Raw genomic sequence first — 17,878 nt, forward strand, 5'->3', positions numbered from 1 at the left:
ATGTGGCGGATACCGTCACGGCGGGCCGACCATGACCACCTCACCTCCACGACGCCGAGTTGGTTCCAGCGCAATTGCCAGCTTCGCCATGGGCAGGGTTTGTCGAGCGGATGTTTTGCGCCGGCGGCTCCGGCGCTGGAGCGTTCCAGCAGCGAGCTGATCAGGAGGAGACCGGCACGCCGTACTGGGCGGCGCTGGCGAATTCGATCCCGACGAATGCCTCCTCGCCGACGACGCGAGCGTCATGGCCCGGCGGGATCGTATAGGAGTCGCCGGCCGTGATGGTGGCCGATTGTCCGTCATCGAGTTCGATCTCGAGCGTGCCGGAGACGCAGTATCCCACGTGATTCAGCTGGCAGGAGTCGGTGAGTACCACGGGCTTGATGCACTCGGACCAGACCCAACCGGGTTCCATCTGCAGGCGACCGATCGTGTGTTCGCCGAGGTGGTTCACACCCAGGCTGGTCTTCTCCGGTGCACGGTGCTCATCGGGCGAGTCGAAAGACTTCACCTGCAGCGAATTCTTGTTCCCTGACACTGGACCCTCCTTCTATGGGCCACCGGGCATAGCAGCTCTTGCGGCCACAGTAGTCTCCGGGCGACTATTCGTGAAGGGCCAAAGAGTACTTTGTGGCGTCTCCTCACGACTCCCAACATCCGCCTGGGATTTGCTGGCTTGTGCAGTGTCGCACCGCTGAAACCGGGGCTACTCTTACCGTCACAGGGCTCGGCACGCCACATTCCACCGAGTGCTGGGCCACGAGGAGAGGCGGAGCGAATGACGACGAACGCTCGAGGGAACACGATCGTGCGGGATGGCCCGTGGGGCTTCTTCTTTCTGCTGGCGTATATCGGAGCCGCGATCTACTTCGTCTCCCTGTCGAACGGATCATTCTGGGGCGTGATCATCGGGCTGTTGCAGGCGATCGCCTGGCCGGTCTACGTCGTGTTCCACGTGTTGACGCTGATCGGCGCCTGACCGCCGACGGTTCTCATGCGGCCGCGCATTCGCTGTGGGAACAGGCAGATAACGGGGATGCACGCTGTACCGTTGTCCTCAACAAGGAGGAGTCATGGTCCAGGCCCGAGAGAGTGTCACCGTGCAGTTTCCGATCGACGAGGTGTTCGCCTTTCTCGCTGATGGGTTGAACAATCCGAAGTGGCGCCCCGGTGTTGTGTGCATCGCCCTGAAATCAGGGTCAGGCGTGGGCACCGTGTACACCCAGACGATGGCGGGGCCCGGTGGCCGAACGATCCAGGGCGACTACCGAATCACCCGCAGCGATGCACCGACCCAGCTCGATTTCGAGGTCGTAGCCGGCCCGGCTCGCCCCACCGGGTCCTTTCGACTTCGTTCGCTCTCCCCGACCAGCACTGAGGTGGAGCTCTCGATTAAGTTGATCCTCACCGGCATGCTCACACTCGTGCCCGCCATGGTCGCCAGGCAGGTCACGACCGAAGTGGATGCGATCCGCCGACTGCCCAGGGCGATGGCCGGCTGACCGTGCAGGGACCACGACCCACCGACGACAACAAGGATGCCGTCCGTCGCGCTGCCGCCGATCTGCCAGACGCCTCGGTGAAGCACATGTTTGACAATGTGGCTGCGTTGGTCAACGCCGCGGCATAGGTCAGTCGAGCATTCCGCAGGGGTGAGCGCGCTACCGCCCACGGCTCCACAGCGCCCAGCGTTCGGGCAGCGCGCGTGAACCGAACGAAACCCGGCAACCGCCATCAGGATCAAGCCTGACGACGGGGCCGGGGATGTTTTCTGTCAACGCTGGGACGACACCTTGCTGCGCTCGGCGCCAGAGAGCTGCGCAACGTCGAGGGCGAACAGGTCGCTGGACCCCGCGGTCGCGGCACCGAGCAGTCCGGCACAGGCCGGCAGAAGCTGCTGGGCATAGAACCGGGCCATCACGAGCTGGGTCTCTGCCTGCTGCGGGTCCCCCGCCGCCGCGCCGGCCAGGGCGGAGCGAGCCAGCAGCCATCCGCCGACGCAGAGTCCCCACATGCGCAGGTAGGGGACGGAACCGGAGAGCACGGCGTTCGGGTCCGCGCGGCCGGTGCGAAGCATCCAGTCGGTCGCGGTGTCGAGGGCGCCCAGTTGAGCGTCGAGGCCGTGCCGGATGGAATCGAACTCTGCTCCGGCGTCGGCCAGTTCTGCAAGGATGCCGCGCATGGTCGCCAGGAATTCGAGTGCGGAGTCCCCGCCACGCACGCCCAGCTTGCGACCGACGAGGTCGGCGGCCTGGATACCGTTGGTGCCTTCGTAGATCGCCATGATGCGCACATCGCGATAGTGCTGGGCCGCGCCGGTCTCCTCGATGAAGCCCATGCCCCCATGAATCTGCAGGGCGAGCGAGGTGAGTTCGTTGCCCAGGTCACTGCCAAAGGCCTTGCAGATCGGGGTCAGCAGACCGGCAATCTCGTCGGCGCGGGTGCGCACCGCGGCATCGGGGTTGTGAGTGCTCTGGTCGACGTACACGGCGTTCAGCAGCATGAGCCGGCGCGCGGCAGCCAGGTAGGTCTTCTGTGTCAGGAGCATGCGACGCACGTCGGGAAAGTCGATGATGGCCGAGTCGCGTTCCGTGGCGCCAATGGCCCGGCCCTGGCGCCGGGTTTGGGCGTAGTCGAGGGACTGCTGATACGCACGCTCGCTCACGCCGACGGCCTGCATGCCCACGGAGACGCGCGCCGTGTTCATCATGACGAACATGATCTGCATGCCCCGGTTCTCCTCGCCCACGAGGTACCCGGTCGCGCCGTCGTAGTCGAGTACGCAGGTCGGTGACCCGTGGATGCCAAGCTTGTGCTCGAGCGACAGCGCGGAGACGCCGTTGCGCTCGCCGAGGGACCCGTCGTCGTTCACGAGGAATTTGGGCACAATGAAGCAGGAAATGCCCTTGGTTCCGGCGGGAGCGCCGGGCAGGCGGGCAAGCACAAGGTGAACGATCTGCTCGGCCATGTCGTGGTCGCCATAGGTGATGTAGATCTTCTGGCCGGTGATGGCGTAGCTGCCGTCGTCGCGCTTGACGGCACGGGTGGTGAGCGCGCCGACGTCGGAACCCGCGTGCGGTTCGGTGAGGTTCATGCTGCCGGTCCACTCCCCGCTGACCATCTTCGGAAGGTAGCGCTGCTTCAGCTCATCGCTGCCGTAGTGCAAAAGTGCTTCAATGGCGCCCTGGGTGAGCAGCGGACAGAGTGCAAAGGCCACGTTGGCGGTGGACATCAGCTCCTGGATGGCCAAACCGACCGTGTGCGGAAAGTCGCCGCCGCCGAATTCCTCGGGCAGCGGCACCGCGCCCCAGCCCGTTTCAACGTACTGGCCGTAGGCCTCCTTGAACCCCGGGGAGGTGACGACGGTGCCGTCTGACTCCCGTCGCGCGCCCTGTACATCGCCGGCACGGTTGGTGGGCGCGACAACCTGCGCCATGAACTCGCCGCACTGCTCGAGGAGGTCTACGACAGTGTCGAGGTCCGCATGCTCGAATCCGGGCAATTTGGCGATGCCGGGATATCCCACTACGTGCTCGAGGGTGAAAGCGATATCGGCTGTTTGGGGACGAAATTGGCTCATGCCTGACAGCGTAGCTAGGGATATCGCCGCGGTGGTGAGACCTCAGCATCTGTCCGGTTTTGTGCCGATTCCCTACAACTCTGTCGATAATCCACCGCGAATGGCGTTGTATTCCTACAAACAAACCGCGTTGGCACCGCAATGGCGCTCGTCGACGTGACCGCGCTGGTTAGTTTCCAGCGACGATCGGGATGCCGGTGGCGTCGGCGGCGCTTTGGATCGCGCCCGCATCGTGAACGTTGCTGAACCCGGCGGACTCCATGATCGACACGGCCTGGGCCGAGCGGTTGCCCGACTGGCAGTACACGATGTAGTCGCCATCCACCGGATATTCGGCGATCTCCTGCTCGAAAGATCCCGACTGCAGGTTGACGTTCACGGCCCCGTCGAGGTGCCCCGCGGAGTACTCGCCGGGAGTGCGCACGTCAACGATCACGGTGTTCGCGGCCACTGTTAGGGGTTCGGGCCCCGCACAGGCGGTGAGGCCGAGGCCGACCACGGCGAGAAAGCTGAGCATCAGGGGCAGGGTACGCAGGCGGCGCATGGCGGGTCTCCTTCAGAATGGGAATCAGCCCCAGTATACCCATAGGGGTATCAGGAGTGTTCGGCTTGTCACTGCGTTGACTGTCCGCGAGTGAAACGGCTGGCCGCGCAGCTCAGCCGACCCGGCTGCGAAGCACTCCGTGGTGATCTCTTCTCGAAGCCGCAGCCCGCGAACGAGGCGTCGGAGGCGGAAGCGCATTCGGCCGTTCTGTTAAGACGTGTTCTCGGCAACGGGGCCACCTGACTCGTTGCTGCTCCCCGGCTCACTGATCCGGGGAGTCGGGAAGCGGCGGGACGGGATCGGCCTGTCGGGTCCTGTTGTCGGCGGGGTCACGCTGGCGTCGGCTCGCGAGCAGAAACGGAATCCCGATGAGCTGCACGACACCACCGATCACGAGCGAGGTGCCGTAACCCCCAAGATCGGCGGCACGGCCCAGCGCCGGTTGGATGAAGACCCCGCCAAGGCTGCCGAACAGCGAGTCGAATGACAGCACGGTGGCGCGTTGCTCCGACGGGATCATCTCGTTGAGGTAGGCCTGCCGTACCGGTCCGGCAACGGCGAAGACGAAGCCCCAGACCATCAGAAGCGCGATCGCGAACCAGAAGAGGCTGTTCAGTCCGAGCACGACGAGAACGACCGCGCTGATGACGGATGCCCCAATCACGGCGGTGGTGCGCAGGGCGAACAGCCCGCGGATTCGGGGTGCCAGCATTCCACCGGCCACCTGGGAGAGCGAGAGAATGGCCGCGGCCAGCCCCGCAACCGAGTACGCCGATGGATCCCCGTAGAGCTCCAACAGATACGGCTGCAGCGCGTAGAAGGCATAGAAGCCGACCCCCGAAGCGAAGGGAGCTGCGAGCATCACGTAGCGCACCGACCGCCTCTTGAGTCCGTACTCGATCGACTGCGCCAGCACGTTCCGCGTCGCCTTCAACGGCCCCGCCGAACGGTCCGGAGTGAAGCCGATATCCTTCATCACAACGGCTGCAAAGACGAATAGGGCGATCAGCACCGCGGCGCGCAACACGAAGGGCACGCCGAGGTTGGTCACCTGAGCGATCACACCGCCCAGCACCGAACCCGTGAACATGGCTATGCCCGTGACCACGAGCCCCCGGCCGAACACGGCCTCGAGGCTACCGGTGTACCGGCTGAATGCCAGGGCGTCGACCAGCCACGCTTCCACGGCGCCCGAGAAGAAGGTGAAGCCGAGCCCGAGCAGCACAGAGACGATTGCCCACCAGACGAACGGCGCATGCCACAGCCACAGCATCCAGTAGAGCCCGGTCGTGACCGAGAGCGTGATCGTGCCGAGCAGATAGGAGGCCTTTCGTCCGATCGTGTCGGCCACGACACCGGTCGGAATTTCGAAGATGACCATACCCACGGTGAAGAACGCGTTCGCGGCGAACGCTTCAAAATTGGACAGTCCCGCGTCGAGCAGAAAGAGCATGTTGATGCCCCAGATGAACGACGCCGCGAGCGTATTGCCGAGTAGAAGGGTCAAGTAGATGCGTTGCACGCGCCTCGCCGCCGGGTTCATGACCCGCGACCGATCAGCGCACACGACTTCGTCACGCATCAATCATTGACCCGATCTGAGCGGATGGCTAGATGTTGCGGGTGAGCAGGCTCTCATTCCTGGAGCGACGATGGCGCCCTCGAAGAGCAGCATCACGGTTCGGCCCGTCGCCGCCGGATCGGGACAGTCGCGCCGTGCATGCGGGCAATTCGGACATTTCCTGGAGGTTCACACCGCGATCGCCAGCCGCACCGACCCACTGGCCACCAGAGCGGGTGGTCCGCCGGCAGGCACATGACGGAAAAGGGAATATAACCGAAAGACGGCATAAATTCCTCGATAGTCAATACTGAGACTCAATCGTTATACGGAAGCCATCCCACTGAGTGCCGATTTCACGCCGCCGGCCGCAGCAGCACTCGGTGATTTCACCGTGGGGAGCATGCCCGAAATCCGCGGGATCCTGCGGGTCAGTGCCGTGTTTGCATCAAGAAGTTCACTTCGAGAATGGGCTTGCGCGCCTGGCCCTGCTGACCGGCGTTTGGGCCCGCGCCGGGCACCGTCAATCGGGCGCAACTGTCGTGGATGCACCTGTTTCCACGGCTAAATGGGGCTCAACGACGACAACGCAGCGTATTTCTGTGAGACTTGATGCACTGAATCACCCCTACATCGGGCATTCGAACCGGGGAAACCCACTGGAGAAAAACCCAATGACGGATCAAACCTTCCAACTTGTAGCAATCATTTTGTATTTAGCCGGCATGGTCGCCATCGGCTGGTTCGCTTTTCGGCAGACCAACGACCTCGATGACTACATGCTCGCGGGACGTGGCCTGAAGCCGGGCACCGCAGCGCTGAGCGCAGGCGCCTCTGACATGTCCGGCTGGCTCCTGCTGGGTCTTCCCGGTGCCATCTACGTGTCCGGCCTGGTCGAGGCGTGGATCGCCATCGGCCTGACCATCGGCGCCTGGCTCAACTGGAAGTTCGTTGCTCCTCGGCTGCGCTCGTACACGCAGGTGTCCAACAACTCGATCACCATTCCGAGCTTCTTCGAGAACCGTCTCAAAGACAACTCGCGCATACTGCGCGTGGTCTCCGGCGTGATCATCCTGGTTTTCTTCACGTTCTACGTGTCCTCCGGAATGGTCGCTGGCGGCGTGTTCTTTGAGAACTCCTTCGGCTCGACCTTCCTGGTCGGCATGCTCATCGTTGCCGGAGTCACCCTGCTCTACACACTCTTCGGTGGATTCCTCGGCGCGACCCTCACGGACGTTGCCCAGGGCATCCTGATGCTCGTCGCACTGATCGCCGTGCCCCTCGTCGCCCTGAACGCCGCGGGAGGCATCACCGCAACGCTCGAATCCATCCGTGAAGTTGATCCGACCCGACTCTCCCTCACCGCCGGCGGTTCCATCCTCAGCGTCATCTCCGCCGCAGCGTGGGGTCTGGGCTACGTCGGCCAGCCGCACATCCTCGTGCGTTTCATGGCGATGCGAACCCCGCAGGACGCCAGAGCCGGACGCCGCATCGGCATCGGCTGGATGGTCATCACCGCCATCGGCGCCGTCAGCACCGCTCTCATCGGCATCGCGTACTTCCAGCAGCACCCCGAGGTAACCCTGCAGAACCCCGAGACGGTGTTCCTGCTGCTCTCGCAGATTCTGTTCCACCCGTTCATCGCCGGTCTGGTGCTGGCTGCCGTGCTGGCCGCCGTCATGAGCACCATCTCGTCGCAGCTCATTGTCTGCTCCTCCGCCCTGGTTGAGGATCTGTACAAGATTGTCGGCAAGAAGGATGCCACGCCGAAGCAGATGATCATGCTCGGCCGCCTCGGCGTGCTGGTTGTGGCGCTCGTTGCCGGACTCATCGCGCTCAACCGCGATTCCACCATCCTTGAGCTGGTCGGGTTTGCCTGGGCCGGTTTCGGTGCCGCGTTCGGCCCCGTCGTTCTTCTCTCGCTGTACTGGAAGAAGCTCTCCACCTGGGGCGCACTCGCCTCCATGGTCACCGGCGCCGTCGTGGTCTTCATCTGGGGCAACTCTGCGCTGAGCGACAGCATGTACGAGATCGTGCCCGGCTTCGCTGCCAGCCTGCTGGTCGCCGTGGTGGTCTCCCTGGCCACCTACAAGCCGTCTGCGGAAATCGAAATCGAATTCGATACCGCTGTGGAGCAGTCCCACCCCTCCTACAAGGCTCCCAAGCCGGCCAAGGTCTAGCACCGCCAGCACCACGCATCACCAACAACACAGGCACTTGCCCCGGCCATCACGGCCGCGGTAAGTGCCTGTGTTGTTTGCGGTGTGACTCAGGGGCAGGTGCAGCGCTGTGCCTGCGGAACATCGGCCATCGCACTGTCGACGTGCTCACCGCACCCCGCCCCGGTGATCTTGCTACAACGATTGCATCGGACTGCACTGCACATGGGAGCTCCTTCATCGTTTGCTGGAAGTACTCACTATCCCCTCGGGGGTATCGCAAATATGACTCTTAGCTGTCACAATTTATACCCTGTAGGGTATCCTGTTGTTGTACGACCATCCAGGCGGGCCCTGGGCGGCGCCTCACAATCCCATCGGTCGAGAAGAAAAAGGTGGCCTGAAATGACTTCGCAAGATACGAAATCCGATGACATGCGCAAGATAGTGAACCGGCTCAAGCGCGCGCAGGGTCAACTCGCTGCGGTGATTGCTGCCGTCGAATCCGGTGCGGATTGCCGCCCGGTGGTTACGCAGCTCGCCGCCGTGTCCAGCGCGATTGATCGCGCCGGTTTCACGATCATTTCCTCGGCCATGAAAGAATGCCTTGTCGATAATGCCGACACCGGCGACAAGAAGCCACTCGACGTCAAGGAACTTGAGAAGCTGTTCCTCTCGCTGGCCTGAACCGGCTCTGGTCCCGGCCAGACCGAGCAGGTCAGCGGTTACGGGATCGTGGCCGCCACCGCTCGAATGTGTCCGCCGCTGAGTGACATTGAGCGCACGTCCACGCCCTCGCGTTCGATGACGGTCCATGGGCGAGCGTCGAGGTCGGCACCGCCGACGGCGGCAGCCAGGCGCGCGAGAGGCGAAAACACCCGATGGATGCCCGTGGGCAATTGCATGTCGACGATACCGGCGCGGCCGCCGGGCCGCAGGAGCTCACACATCCGATCCCACGCCGGATGCCAGTCATGGAAAACGCTCATCGCATAGCTTGAGAACACGGCGTCGACGTGCCGTTCCCCCGTCGGCAGCTCGCTGGCGACCTGCGCAGGGGCGAACGTGGTGGCATCCGCCTCGAACAGGCGCACGGTGCTCCACCGGTTCGATTCCACTCGATTCCGAGCCATTCGCAGCATCGCCGGACTGCGATCGAGAGCGATGACGGTTCCGCTCGGCCCTACGGCATCAACGAGAAGGGCGAGGTTCAGCCCGGTGCCACATCCCAAATCCAGGACCGTATCGCCCCGGCGCAGACCGAGGAGCGTCACTCCGGCCTCACGTCCGGCCCGATAAACGAACCGCTCTCCCGAGAGCGCATCGTAGAAGCTGGCAGCCGTTTCGTAGACGTTCGCCATGGTCCAGACCCGGCCTTTCCTCCCCCTCAGCCTAACCACCGGCGCTGCCGTTCACCTCCCGTCGACGAACGTCAGCGCCGGGACCTCGGCGGCACGAACTCCGGCGACCGCCTACGCTCGCAATCATGGACAAAACGAACGAATGGGACCTCGTCGTCATCGGCGGTGGATCGGCCGGGCTCGTGGCCAGCCGCACCGCCGCGAGTTTTGGAGCGAGAGCACTCCTGATCGAAGACGATCGCCTCGGCGGGGATTGCCTGTGGACCGGATGCATCCCGTCCAAGTCGCTCATCGCGGCCGCGGACGCCGCCATGACGGCCCGGTCTTCGGCGCATCTCGGCGTGACGGCTGGAGACGTCGTCGTGGACTTCGCCCGGGTGATGACTCACGTGCATGACGCCAGGAACGAAATTGCCCCGATTGATTCCGCAGAGTCGCTGGAGAGAGACGACATCGACGTTCTGCTCGGGAAGGCGCGATTCACCGGGCCCAATACCGTCGACGTGAACGGCCGTGAGGTGCGTTTTCGCCAGGCACTGATTGCCACCGGCGCGTCCCCCGTGCTGCCTGAGATATCCGGAATCGTCGACGTGGACGTTCTGACCAGTGCAACGTTCTGGGACCTGCGAACACTTCCGGAGCGCCTCGTGGTGCTCGGCGGCGGAGCGATCGGTTGTGAAATCGCGCAGGCCATGGCCCGCCTGGGATCGACCGTGACGCTTGTGCACCGCGGCGCACGGCTCCTGCCCAAGGAGGACGAACGGGCCAGCGCCATCGTCGAGGCGGCCCTCGTCGCCGACGGCGTCGACGTGCGCACCAGTCGCACCGTCACCTCCGTCACGTCGACCGACCGTCTCGCCGGAACATTCACCCTCAGCGATGGCAGCATCCTGCACTTCGACCGCGTCCTCGCGGCTCTCGGCCGCCGGTCAAACTCCGTCGGACTTGACCTCGACCGTGTCGGGGTGCGTCGTGACGCACGCGGAAACGTTGTCGTCGATTCACTCCTCCGCACCTCCAACCCCCGCATCTGGGCCGCGGGCGATGTCACTGGGCTGCCGCAGTTCACGCACACCGCGGGGGTCAACGCGAGCGTGGCCGCAACCAACGCGATTCTCGGCCTGACCCGCCGGGTGGACACCACGGCGATCCCCCGAGTCACGTTCACTCACCCGGAAGTGGGCGCCGTTGGCCTGCAATTCGCCGATGTGGGCACCACAGGCCACCGAGTCGTCACCCGTGATCATGCCCACGTTGACCGCGCTGTCACGGAGGCGCGACAAGACGGGTACACCCAGCTGATCGTCGACAAGCGTGGCCGCGTCCTCGGGGGAACCGTCGTGGGCCCCCGGGCCGGTGAAACCCTCGGCGAGATCTCCCTCGCAGTGAAGAACCGGCTCAGCACGAGCGACATCGCCGGGACGACACATGCCTACCCGACGTACAACGACGGTCTCTGGAACGTGGCCCTGGCCGACGTTCGCGACCGGCTCGGTTCAGGCCTCATGTTGAGGGTCACGCGCACCCTCCGGCAACTGCGCAACGCTCGACTGAACTGACCGGCACGGGGCGGTCAGCGCAGCGCCCGGTACCCCACGATGATCCGTTGGATCGCGCTGATGCCCACCCATCCGGCCCAGGCGAGCGCGATCTGCCAGGCGAAGAAGGGAAGGATCAGCCACAGACTGTGCACGACGATCGTCTCCCCGCCCTCAGCGATACGGCCGAAAAACGAGAGGGAGCGTCCATCGTCGATCTGCCGGTTCGTGCGTTCAGCGATCGAAGAGAACGCCAGGAACGCGGCCCCGTTCACGTAGTAGGCCACCAGCACGAGCACGAACGGCCACCACGGTGCGTTGAAGGCTGCCGTGGCCCCGATCCCCACCCCGAAAACGGTGAACCCGTACACGGTGAAGTCTGCGACGATGTCGAGGAATCCGCCGGCCTCACTGTCCGGGGCCCCCGAACCGACGCCATCCCCCCGCTCCCGGCGCAGTCGGGCCAGTGTGCCGTCGAGCCCATCGAGCACTCGAGACACCAGCCACAGGGCGAGTGACCACCACCAGAGCTGCGTTGCCGCCGCGGCGGCGCTGCCCAGGCCGAGAAACAGACCGGCGATCGTCAGCCGGTTGGGCGTGACCCAGGGAAGGTCAACGGTCACGGCCACGGCGCGCAGCGGGGCGTTGAGTGCGCGCCGCAGGGAGGAATCAAACATCGCGTTCGTCTTCTGACGCTGCCGAAGTATCCGCTGGCCGCCCGTCCTCGGTCGCAGATCGCGCTCGGGTTTGTCGCCGCGCGCGGTTTCCGAATATGAAGCCCAGCAGGGTCAGCCCGCCGAGAGCTGCCAGCGCGATCCACAACTGCCATCCGGGTTCAAGACTGTAGGCGCCCACCGCGACATACGCGAGAGTGCCCGGGAGGATTCCGAGGATCGTGCCGAGCGCGTAGTCCCGGCGCCGCACCGCGGTCAATCCGGCAGCGTAGTTGATGGCGGTGAAGGGCAGCACGGGCATGAGCCTGACTGAGATAACCGCGGCAAGTCCTCGGCGTTGCAGGAGCTCATCCACGCGGGCGACCCGGGCGCCCGTGAACCGTTCGACCGCTTCCCGACCCAGAAAGCGCCCGATCGTGAAGGCGAGCGTGGCGCCGAGGAGGGCGCCGAGGTAGACCAGAACGACCCCGGTGCCGAAGCCCCAGATCACTCCGGCGGCGATGCTGATCACACTTTTCGGAACGGGCGCCAGCGTGAGCAAGCCGTAGCCAAGCCCGAACCCGATCATTCCGACCAACCCGGCGGAACCGGCCGTGGCACGCACCTCGTCGACGCTCGGCACCGGGACCGTACTCCCGACGATGACCACGACCACGATGAACACGACGAGCACGGCGAGTCTCCACCGCGGTCGTCGACGACCACGGACGGAGACCGTACCGCTCACCTGGTTCTCCCCAATGTCATATAAGCCTCTTCCGCGGTTTACCCTAGTCGAACAGGATCAATGGTCCGCTCCGCCGCACGCCAACCGGTCCACCCCGAAGCTGTAGTGCCAAAAGGAAACCACACCGATGAAACGCGCCCCCTCCTGGTTCCGTCGCCCGGCTCCCCGCGGGGTTCTCGGTGCTCGCGCAACGCGTGCGGGCAGGCTCGTGGCCGTCGGCACGGCCCTGGCGTTGACCCTCGGTGCGTGCGCCGCGCCCGCGCCGGACGGCGCCCGCAGCAGCTTCACCAGCTGGGATGACGTCGTCTCCGCCGCGCAGGGACAGACCGTCAAGTTGTGGATGTATGGCGGCGACGCGCAGGGCAATGCCTACGTCGACGACGTGCTCGCCCCCGCTGTGGCCGCTCAGGGCGTAACGCTCCAGCGGGTGCCGATAGCCGATACCAAGGATGCGCTCAACCGGGTGCTCTCTGAGCTTCAGGCCGGACGAACCCAGGATGGAACGGTCGATCTGGTGTGGTTGAACGGCAATAATTTCCGCACGGGGAAGGAAGCCGGGGCATGGCTGTGTGACTGGACGACGCTGATGCCCAACCTGGCTCTGACAGCACCCGACGATCCACTCCTCACCCACGATTTCGGCACCCCGGTAGAGGGCTGCGAGGCACCATGGAGCAAGGCGCAATTTACCTTCGTCTACAACTCCGGCGTCATCGCCGACCCGCCGACCACGCTGGACGGAATCCTCGCGTGGGCCGAGGCGCATCCGGGTCGCTTCACCTACCCGGCACCGCCGGATTTCACCGGCTCCGTCTTCACCCGTGAGGTTCTCTACAGCGTCTCGGGCGGATACGACAATGTTCCGGCCGCGTTCGACCAGAGCTCGTTCGACACCTTGACGCCCGCGCTTTTCACGAGATTGACAGAGCTGGCGCCATCGCTCTGGCGCGACGGAAGCACGTACCCGGCCAATGAAAAGGAGCTGAACCAGCTCTACGCGGACCGTCAGATCGATATGACCATGACCTACGGCCCCGCCACTCTCACCACCCTGGTGAACGACGGGACTTACCCGCCCGGCACCACGGTGCTCACCCGGGAGGAGGGGACCGTGGGCAACGCGAGTTTTCTCGGCCTCCCCGCCAATGCCGGTTCCACCGCCGGAGCCATGGTCGTCGCCAACGTCGCCCTCTCCGCCGAGCAGCAGCTCGCGAAAGCCGACCCCCGGACCTGGGGCCAGTTCACCGTGCTCGACCGGGGCCTGCTCGCGGCGACCGACAGGGCCGCGTTCGACGCGCTGCCCTTCTCGCCCGTCGTGCCGTCCTACGACGTGTTGTCGAAGAATGCGAACCCTGAGTTGGCGGCCGCGTGGGTCCCCGCGCTCGACGACGGCTGGCGCACCTCCGTGCTCTCCGGCCGGTAGTCGGCGAGCCGAGCCCGATGAAGCGGATGCCGAATGCCCGCCAGAACACGACGACCGCCGCGGACCGTCGCAACTGGGCCACCCTGCTGGTGCTGCCCGCGCTGATTCCGGCCGTGTTCGTTGTCGTCGGCGGGGTCGGGGCCGCGGCCCTGCAGAGCCTGGGCCTCATGCCGTTGGCCGGTCCCGTCCGGCTCAGCGTCGACGCGTACACCGGTCAGTCCGGTGACCTGATCCGCGCGCTCGGACTCTCCCTGGCGCTGGCGGTCGCATCCACCGTGATTGCCGCGGTCGTCGGGGTGGGCACGGCGCTGCTGATCGTCGGCGGTCGGCGGTGCGGCCGGATCGTGGCCCTCACCAGCGCCGCGACCGTGACCGTCCCGCATCTGGTCGGGGCCGCAGCGGTCGGGCTTCTCCTGGCCGATTCGGGCGTGCTCGCCCGCGTGTTCGGTGTGCCGGCTGAGCTGTGGCCGTCGCTCGTCGGCGGGCCCTGGTGGGTGGCCGTGGTCGCGGAATACGCGTGGAAGGAGTCGGCGTTCATCGGGCTCGTCGTAGCCGGCACGCTACTCACCCGGGTGGCCCGTTTCGATGAGGCGGCCGCGATGCTGGGCGCCGGGCGGTGGAACCGGTTTCGGTTTGTGATGCTGCCCCTCGCGTTGCCGGCGCTGGCCATTTCGTCGACGATCGCGTTTGTCTACACGCTGGGTTCCTACGAAGTGGCGTGGCTGCTCGGGCGCACCTACCCCGAACCGCTCGCGGTCATGGCCCTGCGCCTTTTCAATTCCGTGACGCTCACGGCTCGTCCCGAAGCTGCGGCGGCCGGTGTGCTCACGGCTCTGGTCTCGTTCCTGATCGTCGGGCTCTGCTTCTGGGCACTGCGCAGAACGGCGGTATGGCGATGAAGCCCCCGGCCCCGGTCTCCACCGCCGACATACTCGCCCGCCCAGTCGCACGGATCCGGCTGCCCGGTGACCCCGGCAGCACGCTGACGCGGTCCCGCGCATCCGGCCGAACCGTGCGTATTCTCAGCACAATGCTGGTGGCCGGCTGGTTCCTGCTTCCGTTCGCCCCGCTCGGGCTTTGGGCCTTCGCGAACGACTGGTCGTTTCCCGCTGTCCTGCCCACCGAGTGGGGTTTCGAGGGGCTGACCAGCGGCATCCGGCAGGGCGCACTGCCTGCCCTGGGGCACTCGCTCACGCTCAGCCTGCTCGTGGCAGCCATCGCGACCCCGCTCGGGGCCATGGGTGCCCGGGCGCTGACCTTCGGCACCGTGCGATGGCCGCGAGCGGTGAGCCTGGCCCTGCTCGCACCGATCGCGCTGCCGCCTTTCGCTGCGGTAATGGGGCTGAACGTCATTCTTCTCCGCGCCTATGTTCCTCCCACGGCCGGGCTCCTGCTGGTGTTGGTGGTCATGGCCATCCCCTACACGACCTTCACGATGCGGGTCGCCTACGCCGCCCACGACATTCGCTATGAGGAGGAGGCCCGCACGCTGGGCGCCTCCCGGTGGAACGTGCTCTGGCGCATTCATCTGCCGCTCGTGGCTCCCGCCCTGGCGCGCGCCGCCTTCCTGGCCTTTCTGGTGGGGTGGAGCGACTACGTGGTGACCATCGTGGTCGGCGGCGGCCAGATCGTCACGTTGCCACTGGTGACCGCGTCGATGGCCGCGGGAATCGGAAACGATGCCACGGTCGCCGTGCTGTCGCTGTCGGCCATCGTGCCGCCCCTGATCCTGCTCGCGCTGGCCGGGCTCACCGGGCGACGCCCCGGCACAAACACGAGAACAGCGGATAGCTACAGAGGAGAGCAAGAATGAGTGCCGGTGTGTTGCTTCACGAGGTATCGAAGTCGTTCGGGGCGGCGCGAACGCCAGCGTTGACCGGGGTCACGCTCGCCGTGGCGGACGGGTCCTGCACGGCGATTCTCGGGCCGAGCGGTTCGGGCAAGAGCACCATCCTCCGGGTGATCGCGGGCCTCGACGAGGTCAGCGGCGGCACCGTGCACGTGGACGGGGTCGATGTTGCCGGGGTCCCGTCGGAGCAGCGCGGCATCGGCTTGGTGTTCCAGCGCCCGTTGCTCTTCCCGCACCTGAGCGTGCTGGACAACGTCGCCTTCTCCCATCGGGTGGGCGGCGCGAGCCGGGCCGGCTCCCGCCGCCATGCCCAGCACTACCTCGATCTCGTGCAGCTGGGTGGCTTCGGCGGCCGGCCCATCCAGGCGCTCTCCGGCGGGCAGGAGCAACGCGTCGCCATCGCCCGCGCCCTGGCCGCGGCGCCGCGCGTGCTCCTCCTCGACGAACCGTTCAGCGCCCTGGATCCTGCGCTGCGGGAGGACATGCACCTGCTGCTCGACGACGTTCGCAGCGCCCTGTCCCCCACCATCATCCTGGTCACCCATGACCGCGAAGAGGCCGCCGCCGTCGCCGACCGCATCGCGGTCATCCACAACGGCGCGCTCCTCCAGCACGACACCGTGGATCGCATCTACCACCGACCGGCATCCACTCGGGTGTCCCGTCTGATGGGCGGGCTCAACGAGATTCCCGGCCACGTACACGGCGCAATGCACGTCTCCCCCCTCGGCCAGGTCCCGGTGTCGCCGGGCACGCCTGAGGGCCCCGGCATTCTCGTCATCCGCCACGAGGCCATTGAGGTCTCCCGCTGCACCGACAACGAGCCATCCGCCTCGGGTGTCGTGGGGCACGTCTCGCGGGTGCGTCAGTTCGGGCCACGCCGCATGGTGACCGTGACCTTCGGCGACGGCAGCGAGTTGTTCGCGGCGCTCCCACCGGGCGACGGGATGTACGACGGATGCCGAGTGGTGCTTACCCTGCCGACCGAGGCCGTGTCTGTCGTACCCCGGTAAGCCCGCTGGGCCGGGACACGATGCTCTCGGCCGTTCCGACGATCGGCAGCAGTTTTCGAAGGCCGATGTTCTCGATCGGGTCGAGCACCGAGTGTTGCACGCACGCCGGAACGAGTCGGTCGTCGCCCGGGTGGCTCATCGCGTACATACAGGCGCCGAGGCGTTCCTGCGTCTCGATCGTCTTCGCGTCGTCGCCGACGACTCCGCGCTGTATCAGGTCCCAGGCCGGCGCCACATCGACAGCGTCCATGAAGCTGTGCACCACGAACGTCTTGAATCCGAGTCTCCCGGCCCTGGCGGCCCGAAGAATTCCCCGGGCGCCGCCGGCCCGGCGCAGCACGCGCCCCAGCAGCCCGAGCAGCGGCGGGATGTCGCCCGGGTGCGCGGCGAGGGCGCGCACGATCTTGACGGTCAGGATGCGCACGGGAACATCGCCGAAGATCATCCCGCCGAAGTGGTCGAGAAAACGGTCCCGCGCGGCAAGGTCCCTGGGTTCGTCCGGGTCGAGCAGCGGCGCGAACACGTCGCCCGCCCGCAGCCCGACGGTGGTTCGGTTGCACCGCGGGTCACCGAATTGGGTGGCCTGCCAGGGCAGCTTCTGCCCCGCGCCCTCTTCAATGCGCTCCCAGACCGCGTCAACGGTGACGTCGTCGAAGTCTTCCTTCCACCGACGGTCGTCGCCGATGAATGCTGCCGGCTGGAACGACATCATGTCGTAGGGCATCTCGAGTACATCCCGGGTGACGGCGCTGACCTCTCCCACGTTCGACGGGGTGACGGTCATATTGTGTGCCAGGTACGAGTTCACGCCGTGGTCGCGCTTGAGGTCAATGAACATCCGCGCGAACTTGTCGCGGAATGGATTCAACGCGGCCTCCGAGTACGGACGAACCGCACCGCGGCGACCGCGCATCAGAGAATCGAAGTGAGCGGCGAAGGAGACCTTGTCGAATCGGGGCTTCCCGTGCTCGTCAAGCACTACATCGAGCAGATACTGGTAGTCGAAATCACCGTGGGTCATCGACATCGGTTCGCGCCCGTTCGCACGCATGGCGAGCAGCGCCGCCGCATGGTCCGCCGCGGGGAGCAGACTGACTTCGCCGCCAATGAGCTGCGCGTGCGCGCGGGGGCCGCGAATCCGGCGGAGGTACTCCATCTGCTCGGTGACACCGGCGACGGTGTGATTGCCATCGATACGCACCTTGTTGGCATCCGCCGCGTGATAGCAGGGCGAACAGGTCAGGTCGCATTTGGGGAAGACCCCGTGGGTGCCCTCGCAGCCGATCGCGCACCGGCCGAGCAATTGGTTGTCCGTTTTGGTGTGCTCGGGCAACTCCGCCCAGCGTTTGTCGAGTGCCACCCGAGATTCCGGGTGAATCGGTCGCGTCTCCAACTCGAAGGCCCGAAGGGCACCTGCGATCGTCATGGTTCGCCCGCTTCCGGAACGGC

Annotated in this window: 18 protein-coding genes; 10 read left to right on the plus strand and 8 right to left on the minus strand. The window is 65.7% G+C overall.

Annotated elements, in window-relative coordinates; translation table 11 throughout:
• Nucleotides 1-160: 160 nt before the first annotated feature.
• Nucleotides 161-538 carry a cupin domain-containing protein gene (locus tag EDD25_RS01730; RefSeq protein ID WP_134171763.1) on the minus strand — a complete coding sequence of 126 codons (378 nt, stop codon included), beginning with the start codon at nt 536-538 and terminating at the stop codon, nt 161-163.
• Nucleotides 539-778: 240 nt separating this feature from the next.
• On the opposite strand from EDD25_RS01730, the gene EDD25_RS01735 reads away from it, so the two are divergent.
• From EDD25_RS01735 to EDD25_RS18110, 3 genes are all read left to right on the plus strand, one after another.
• Nucleotides 779-979: a hypothetical protein gene (locus EDD25_RS01735; protein ID WP_134171764.1), complete on the plus strand. Its 201-nt coding sequence runs from the start codon at nt 779-781 to the stop codon at nt 977-979.
• Nucleotides 980-1,073: 94 nt separating this feature from the next.
• Complete coding sequence (locus EDD25_RS01740; RefSeq protein WP_134171765.1) at nt 1,074-1,502, plus strand: SRPBCC family protein; 429 nt, start codon at nt 1,074-1,076, stop codon at nt 1,500-1,502.
• Nucleotides 1,503-1,504: 2 nt separating this feature from the next.
• Nucleotides 1,505-1,630: a hypothetical protein gene (locus EDD25_RS18110; protein WP_279586313.1), complete on the plus strand. Its 126-nt coding sequence runs from the start codon at nt 1,505-1,507 to the stop codon at nt 1,628-1,630.
• Nucleotides 1,631-1,774: 144 nt separating this feature from the next.
• Here EDD25_RS18110 and EDD25_RS01745 read toward each other — a convergent pair whose 3' ends face one another.
• From EDD25_RS01745 to EDD25_RS01755, 3 genes are all read right to left on the minus strand, one after another.
• Nucleotides 1,775-3,580: an acyl-CoA dehydrogenase family protein gene (locus tag EDD25_RS01745; protein ID WP_134171766.1), complete on the minus strand. Its 1,806-nt coding sequence runs from the start codon at nt 3,578-3,580 to the stop codon at nt 1,775-1,777.
• A gap of 169 nt (nt 3,581-3,749) precedes the next feature.
• Nucleotides 3,750-4,124, minus strand: coding sequence for a rhodanese-like domain-containing protein (locus tag EDD25_RS01750; protein ID WP_134171767.1), 375 nt, complete (start codon nt 4,122-4,124; stop codon nt 3,750-3,752).
• Between the two features lie 262 nt (nt 4,125-4,386).
• The gene (locus EDD25_RS01755) at nt 4,387-5,667 is read right to left on the minus strand and encodes an MFS transporter (protein WP_134175028.1); all 1,281 of its coding nucleotides are present in this window, start codon (nt 5,665-5,667) and stop codon (nt 4,387-4,389) included.
• Between the two features lie 692 nt (nt 5,668-6,359).
• Between EDD25_RS01755 and putP the strand changes: the two genes are divergently transcribed.
• Both putP and EDD25_RS01765 read left to right on the plus strand, forming a co-directional pair.
• Complete coding sequence (putP, locus tag EDD25_RS01760; RefSeq protein WP_134171768.1) at nt 6,360-7,865, plus strand: sodium/proline symporter PutP; 1,506 nt, start codon at nt 6,360-6,362, stop codon at nt 7,863-7,865.
• Between the two features lie 384 nt (nt 7,866-8,249).
• The gene (locus tag EDD25_RS01765) at nt 8,250-8,531 is read left to right on the plus strand and encodes a metal-sensitive transcriptional regulator (RefSeq protein ID WP_134171769.1); all 282 of its coding nucleotides are present in this window, start codon (nt 8,250-8,252) and stop codon (nt 8,529-8,531) included.
• 38 nt (nt 8,532-8,569) lie between these two features.
• Here EDD25_RS01765 and EDD25_RS01770 read toward each other — a convergent pair whose 3' ends face one another.
• Nucleotides 8,570-9,205: a class I SAM-dependent methyltransferase gene (locus tag EDD25_RS01770; protein ID WP_134171770.1), complete on the minus strand. Its 636-nt coding sequence runs from the start codon at nt 9,203-9,205 to the stop codon at nt 8,570-8,572.
• 125 nt (nt 9,206-9,330) lie between these two features.
• On the opposite strand from EDD25_RS01770, the gene EDD25_RS01775 reads away from it, so the two are divergent.
• Complete coding sequence (locus EDD25_RS01775) at nt 9,331-10,764, plus strand: dihydrolipoyl dehydrogenase family protein (protein ID WP_134171771.1); 1,434 nt, start codon at nt 9,331-9,333, stop codon at nt 10,762-10,764.
• Nucleotides 10,765-10,778: 14 nt separating this feature from the next.
• On the opposite strand, the gene EDD25_RS01780 is transcribed toward EDD25_RS01775, so the two are convergent.
• Both EDD25_RS01780 and EDD25_RS01785 read right to left on the minus strand, forming a co-directional pair.
• Nucleotides 10,779-11,420 (minus strand): CDP-alcohol phosphatidyltransferase family protein, encoded by a 642-nt coding sequence (locus EDD25_RS01780; protein WP_134171772.1) that lies wholly within the window; start codon nt 11,418-11,420, stop codon nt 10,779-10,781.
• Nucleotides 11,413-12,144, minus strand: coding sequence for a TVP38/TMEM64 family protein (locus EDD25_RS01785; protein WP_198418810.1), 732 nt, complete (start codon nt 12,142-12,144; stop codon nt 11,413-11,415). Before EDD25_RS01785 ends, EDD25_RS01780 begins: the two co-directional genes overlap by 8 nt.
• Nucleotides 12,145-12,271: 127 nt before the next feature.
• Between EDD25_RS01785 and EDD25_RS01790 the strand changes: the two genes are divergently transcribed.
• Genes EDD25_RS01790 through EDD25_RS01805 form a run of 4 tightly spaced genes read left to right on the plus strand, consistent with a single transcriptional unit; the run spans nt 12,272 to nt 16,429 of the window.
• Nucleotides 12,272-13,567 (plus strand): ABC transporter substrate-binding protein, encoded by a 1,296-nt coding sequence (locus EDD25_RS01790; RefSeq protein ID WP_134171773.1) that lies wholly within the window; start codon nt 12,272-12,274, stop codon nt 13,565-13,567.
• Nucleotides 13,568-13,593: 26 nt separating this feature from the next.
• Nucleotides 13,594-14,466, plus strand: coding sequence for an ABC transporter permease (locus EDD25_RS01795; protein ID WP_134171774.1), 873 nt, complete (start codon nt 13,594-13,596; stop codon nt 14,464-14,466).
• Nucleotides 14,457-15,380 (plus strand): ABC transporter permease, encoded by a 924-nt coding sequence (locus tag EDD25_RS01800; RefSeq protein ID WP_134171775.1) that lies wholly within the window; start codon nt 14,457-14,459, stop codon nt 15,378-15,380. The genes EDD25_RS01795 and EDD25_RS01800 overlap by 10 nt, the downstream gene beginning before the upstream one ends.
• A complete protein-coding gene (locus EDD25_RS01805) occupies nt 15,377-16,429 on the plus strand; it encodes an ABC transporter ATP-binding protein (protein WP_134171776.1) in 1,053 nt (350 codons plus the stop codon). Before EDD25_RS01800 ends, EDD25_RS01805 begins: the two co-directional genes overlap by 4 nt.
• On the opposite strand, the gene EDD25_RS01810 is transcribed toward EDD25_RS01805, so the two are convergent.
• Entirely contained in the window at nt 16,389-17,855 is a 1,467-nt protein-coding gene (locus EDD25_RS01810) for a radical SAM domain-containing protein (protein ID WP_175182971.1), read from the minus strand. The two genes, EDD25_RS01805 and EDD25_RS01810, sit on opposite strands and share 41 nt — an antisense overlap.
• Nucleotides 17,856-17,878: the final 23 nt, after the last annotated feature.

Source organism: Cryobacterium psychrophilum (genome assembly GCF_004365915.1).
Lineage (GTDB): Bacteria > Actinomycetota > Actinomycetes > Actinomycetales > Microbacteriaceae > Cryobacterium > Cryobacterium psychrophilum.

What these genes read in the sequence shown, in the direction of transcription:
- EDD25_RS01735 (WP_134171764.1), top strand. Translation starts at nt 779, where the DNA reads ATGACGACGAACGCTCGAGGGAACACGATCGTGCGGGATGGCCCGTGG.
- EDD25_RS01755 (WP_134175028.1), bottom strand. Translation starts at nt 5,667, where the DNA reads ATGAACCCGGCGGCGAGGCGCGTGCAACGCATCTACTTGACCCTTCTA.
- EDD25_RS01750 (WP_134171767.1), bottom strand. Translation starts at nt 4,124, where the DNA reads ATGCGCCGCCTGCGTACCCTGCCCCTGATGCTCAGCTTTCTCGCCGTG.
- EDD25_RS01745 (WP_134171766.1), bottom strand. Translation starts at nt 3,580, where the DNA reads ATGAGCCAATTTCGTCCCCAAACAGCCGATATCGCTTTCACCCTCGAG.
- EDD25_RS01740 (WP_134171765.1), top strand. Translation starts at nt 1,074, where the DNA reads ATGGTCCAGGCCCGAGAGAGTGTCACCGTGCAGTTTCCGATCGACGAG.
- putP (WP_134171768.1), top strand. Translation starts at nt 6,360, where the DNA reads ATGACGGATCAAACCTTCCAACTTGTAGCAATCATTTTGTATTTAGCC.
- EDD25_RS01790 (WP_134171773.1), top strand. Translation starts at nt 12,272, where the DNA reads ATGAAACGCGCCCCCTCCTGGTTCCGTCGCCCGGCTCCCCGCGGGGTT.
- EDD25_RS01810 (WP_175182971.1), bottom strand. Translation starts at nt 17,855, where the DNA reads ATGACGATCGCAGGTGCCCTTCGGGCCTTCGAGTTGGAGACGCGACCG.
- EDD25_RS01780 (WP_134171772.1), bottom strand. Translation starts at nt 11,420, where the DNA reads ATGTTTGATTCCTCCCTGCGGCGCGCACTCAACGCCCCGCTGCGCGCC.
- EDD25_RS01765 (WP_134171769.1), top strand. Translation starts at nt 8,250, where the DNA reads ATGACTTCGCAAGATACGAAATCCGATGACATGCGCAAGATAGTGAAC.
- EDD25_RS01770 (WP_134171770.1), bottom strand. Translation starts at nt 9,205, where the DNA reads ATGGCGAACGTCTACGAAACGGCTGCCAGCTTCTACGATGCGCTCTCG.
- EDD25_RS01775 (WP_134171771.1), top strand. Translation starts at nt 9,331, where the DNA reads ATGGACAAAACGAACGAATGGGACCTCGTCGTCATCGGCGGTGGATCG.
- EDD25_RS01800 (WP_134171775.1), top strand. Translation starts at nt 14,457, where the DNA reads ATGGCGATGAAGCCCCCGGCCCCGGTCTCCACCGCCGACATACTCGCC.
- EDD25_RS01805 (WP_134171776.1), top strand. Translation starts at nt 15,377, where the DNA reads ATGAGTGCCGGTGTGTTGCTTCACGAGGTATCGAAGTCGTTCGGGGCG.
- EDD25_RS01795 (WP_134171774.1), top strand. Translation starts at nt 13,594, where the DNA reads ATGCCGAATGCCCGCCAGAACACGACGACCGCCGCGGACCGTCGCAAC.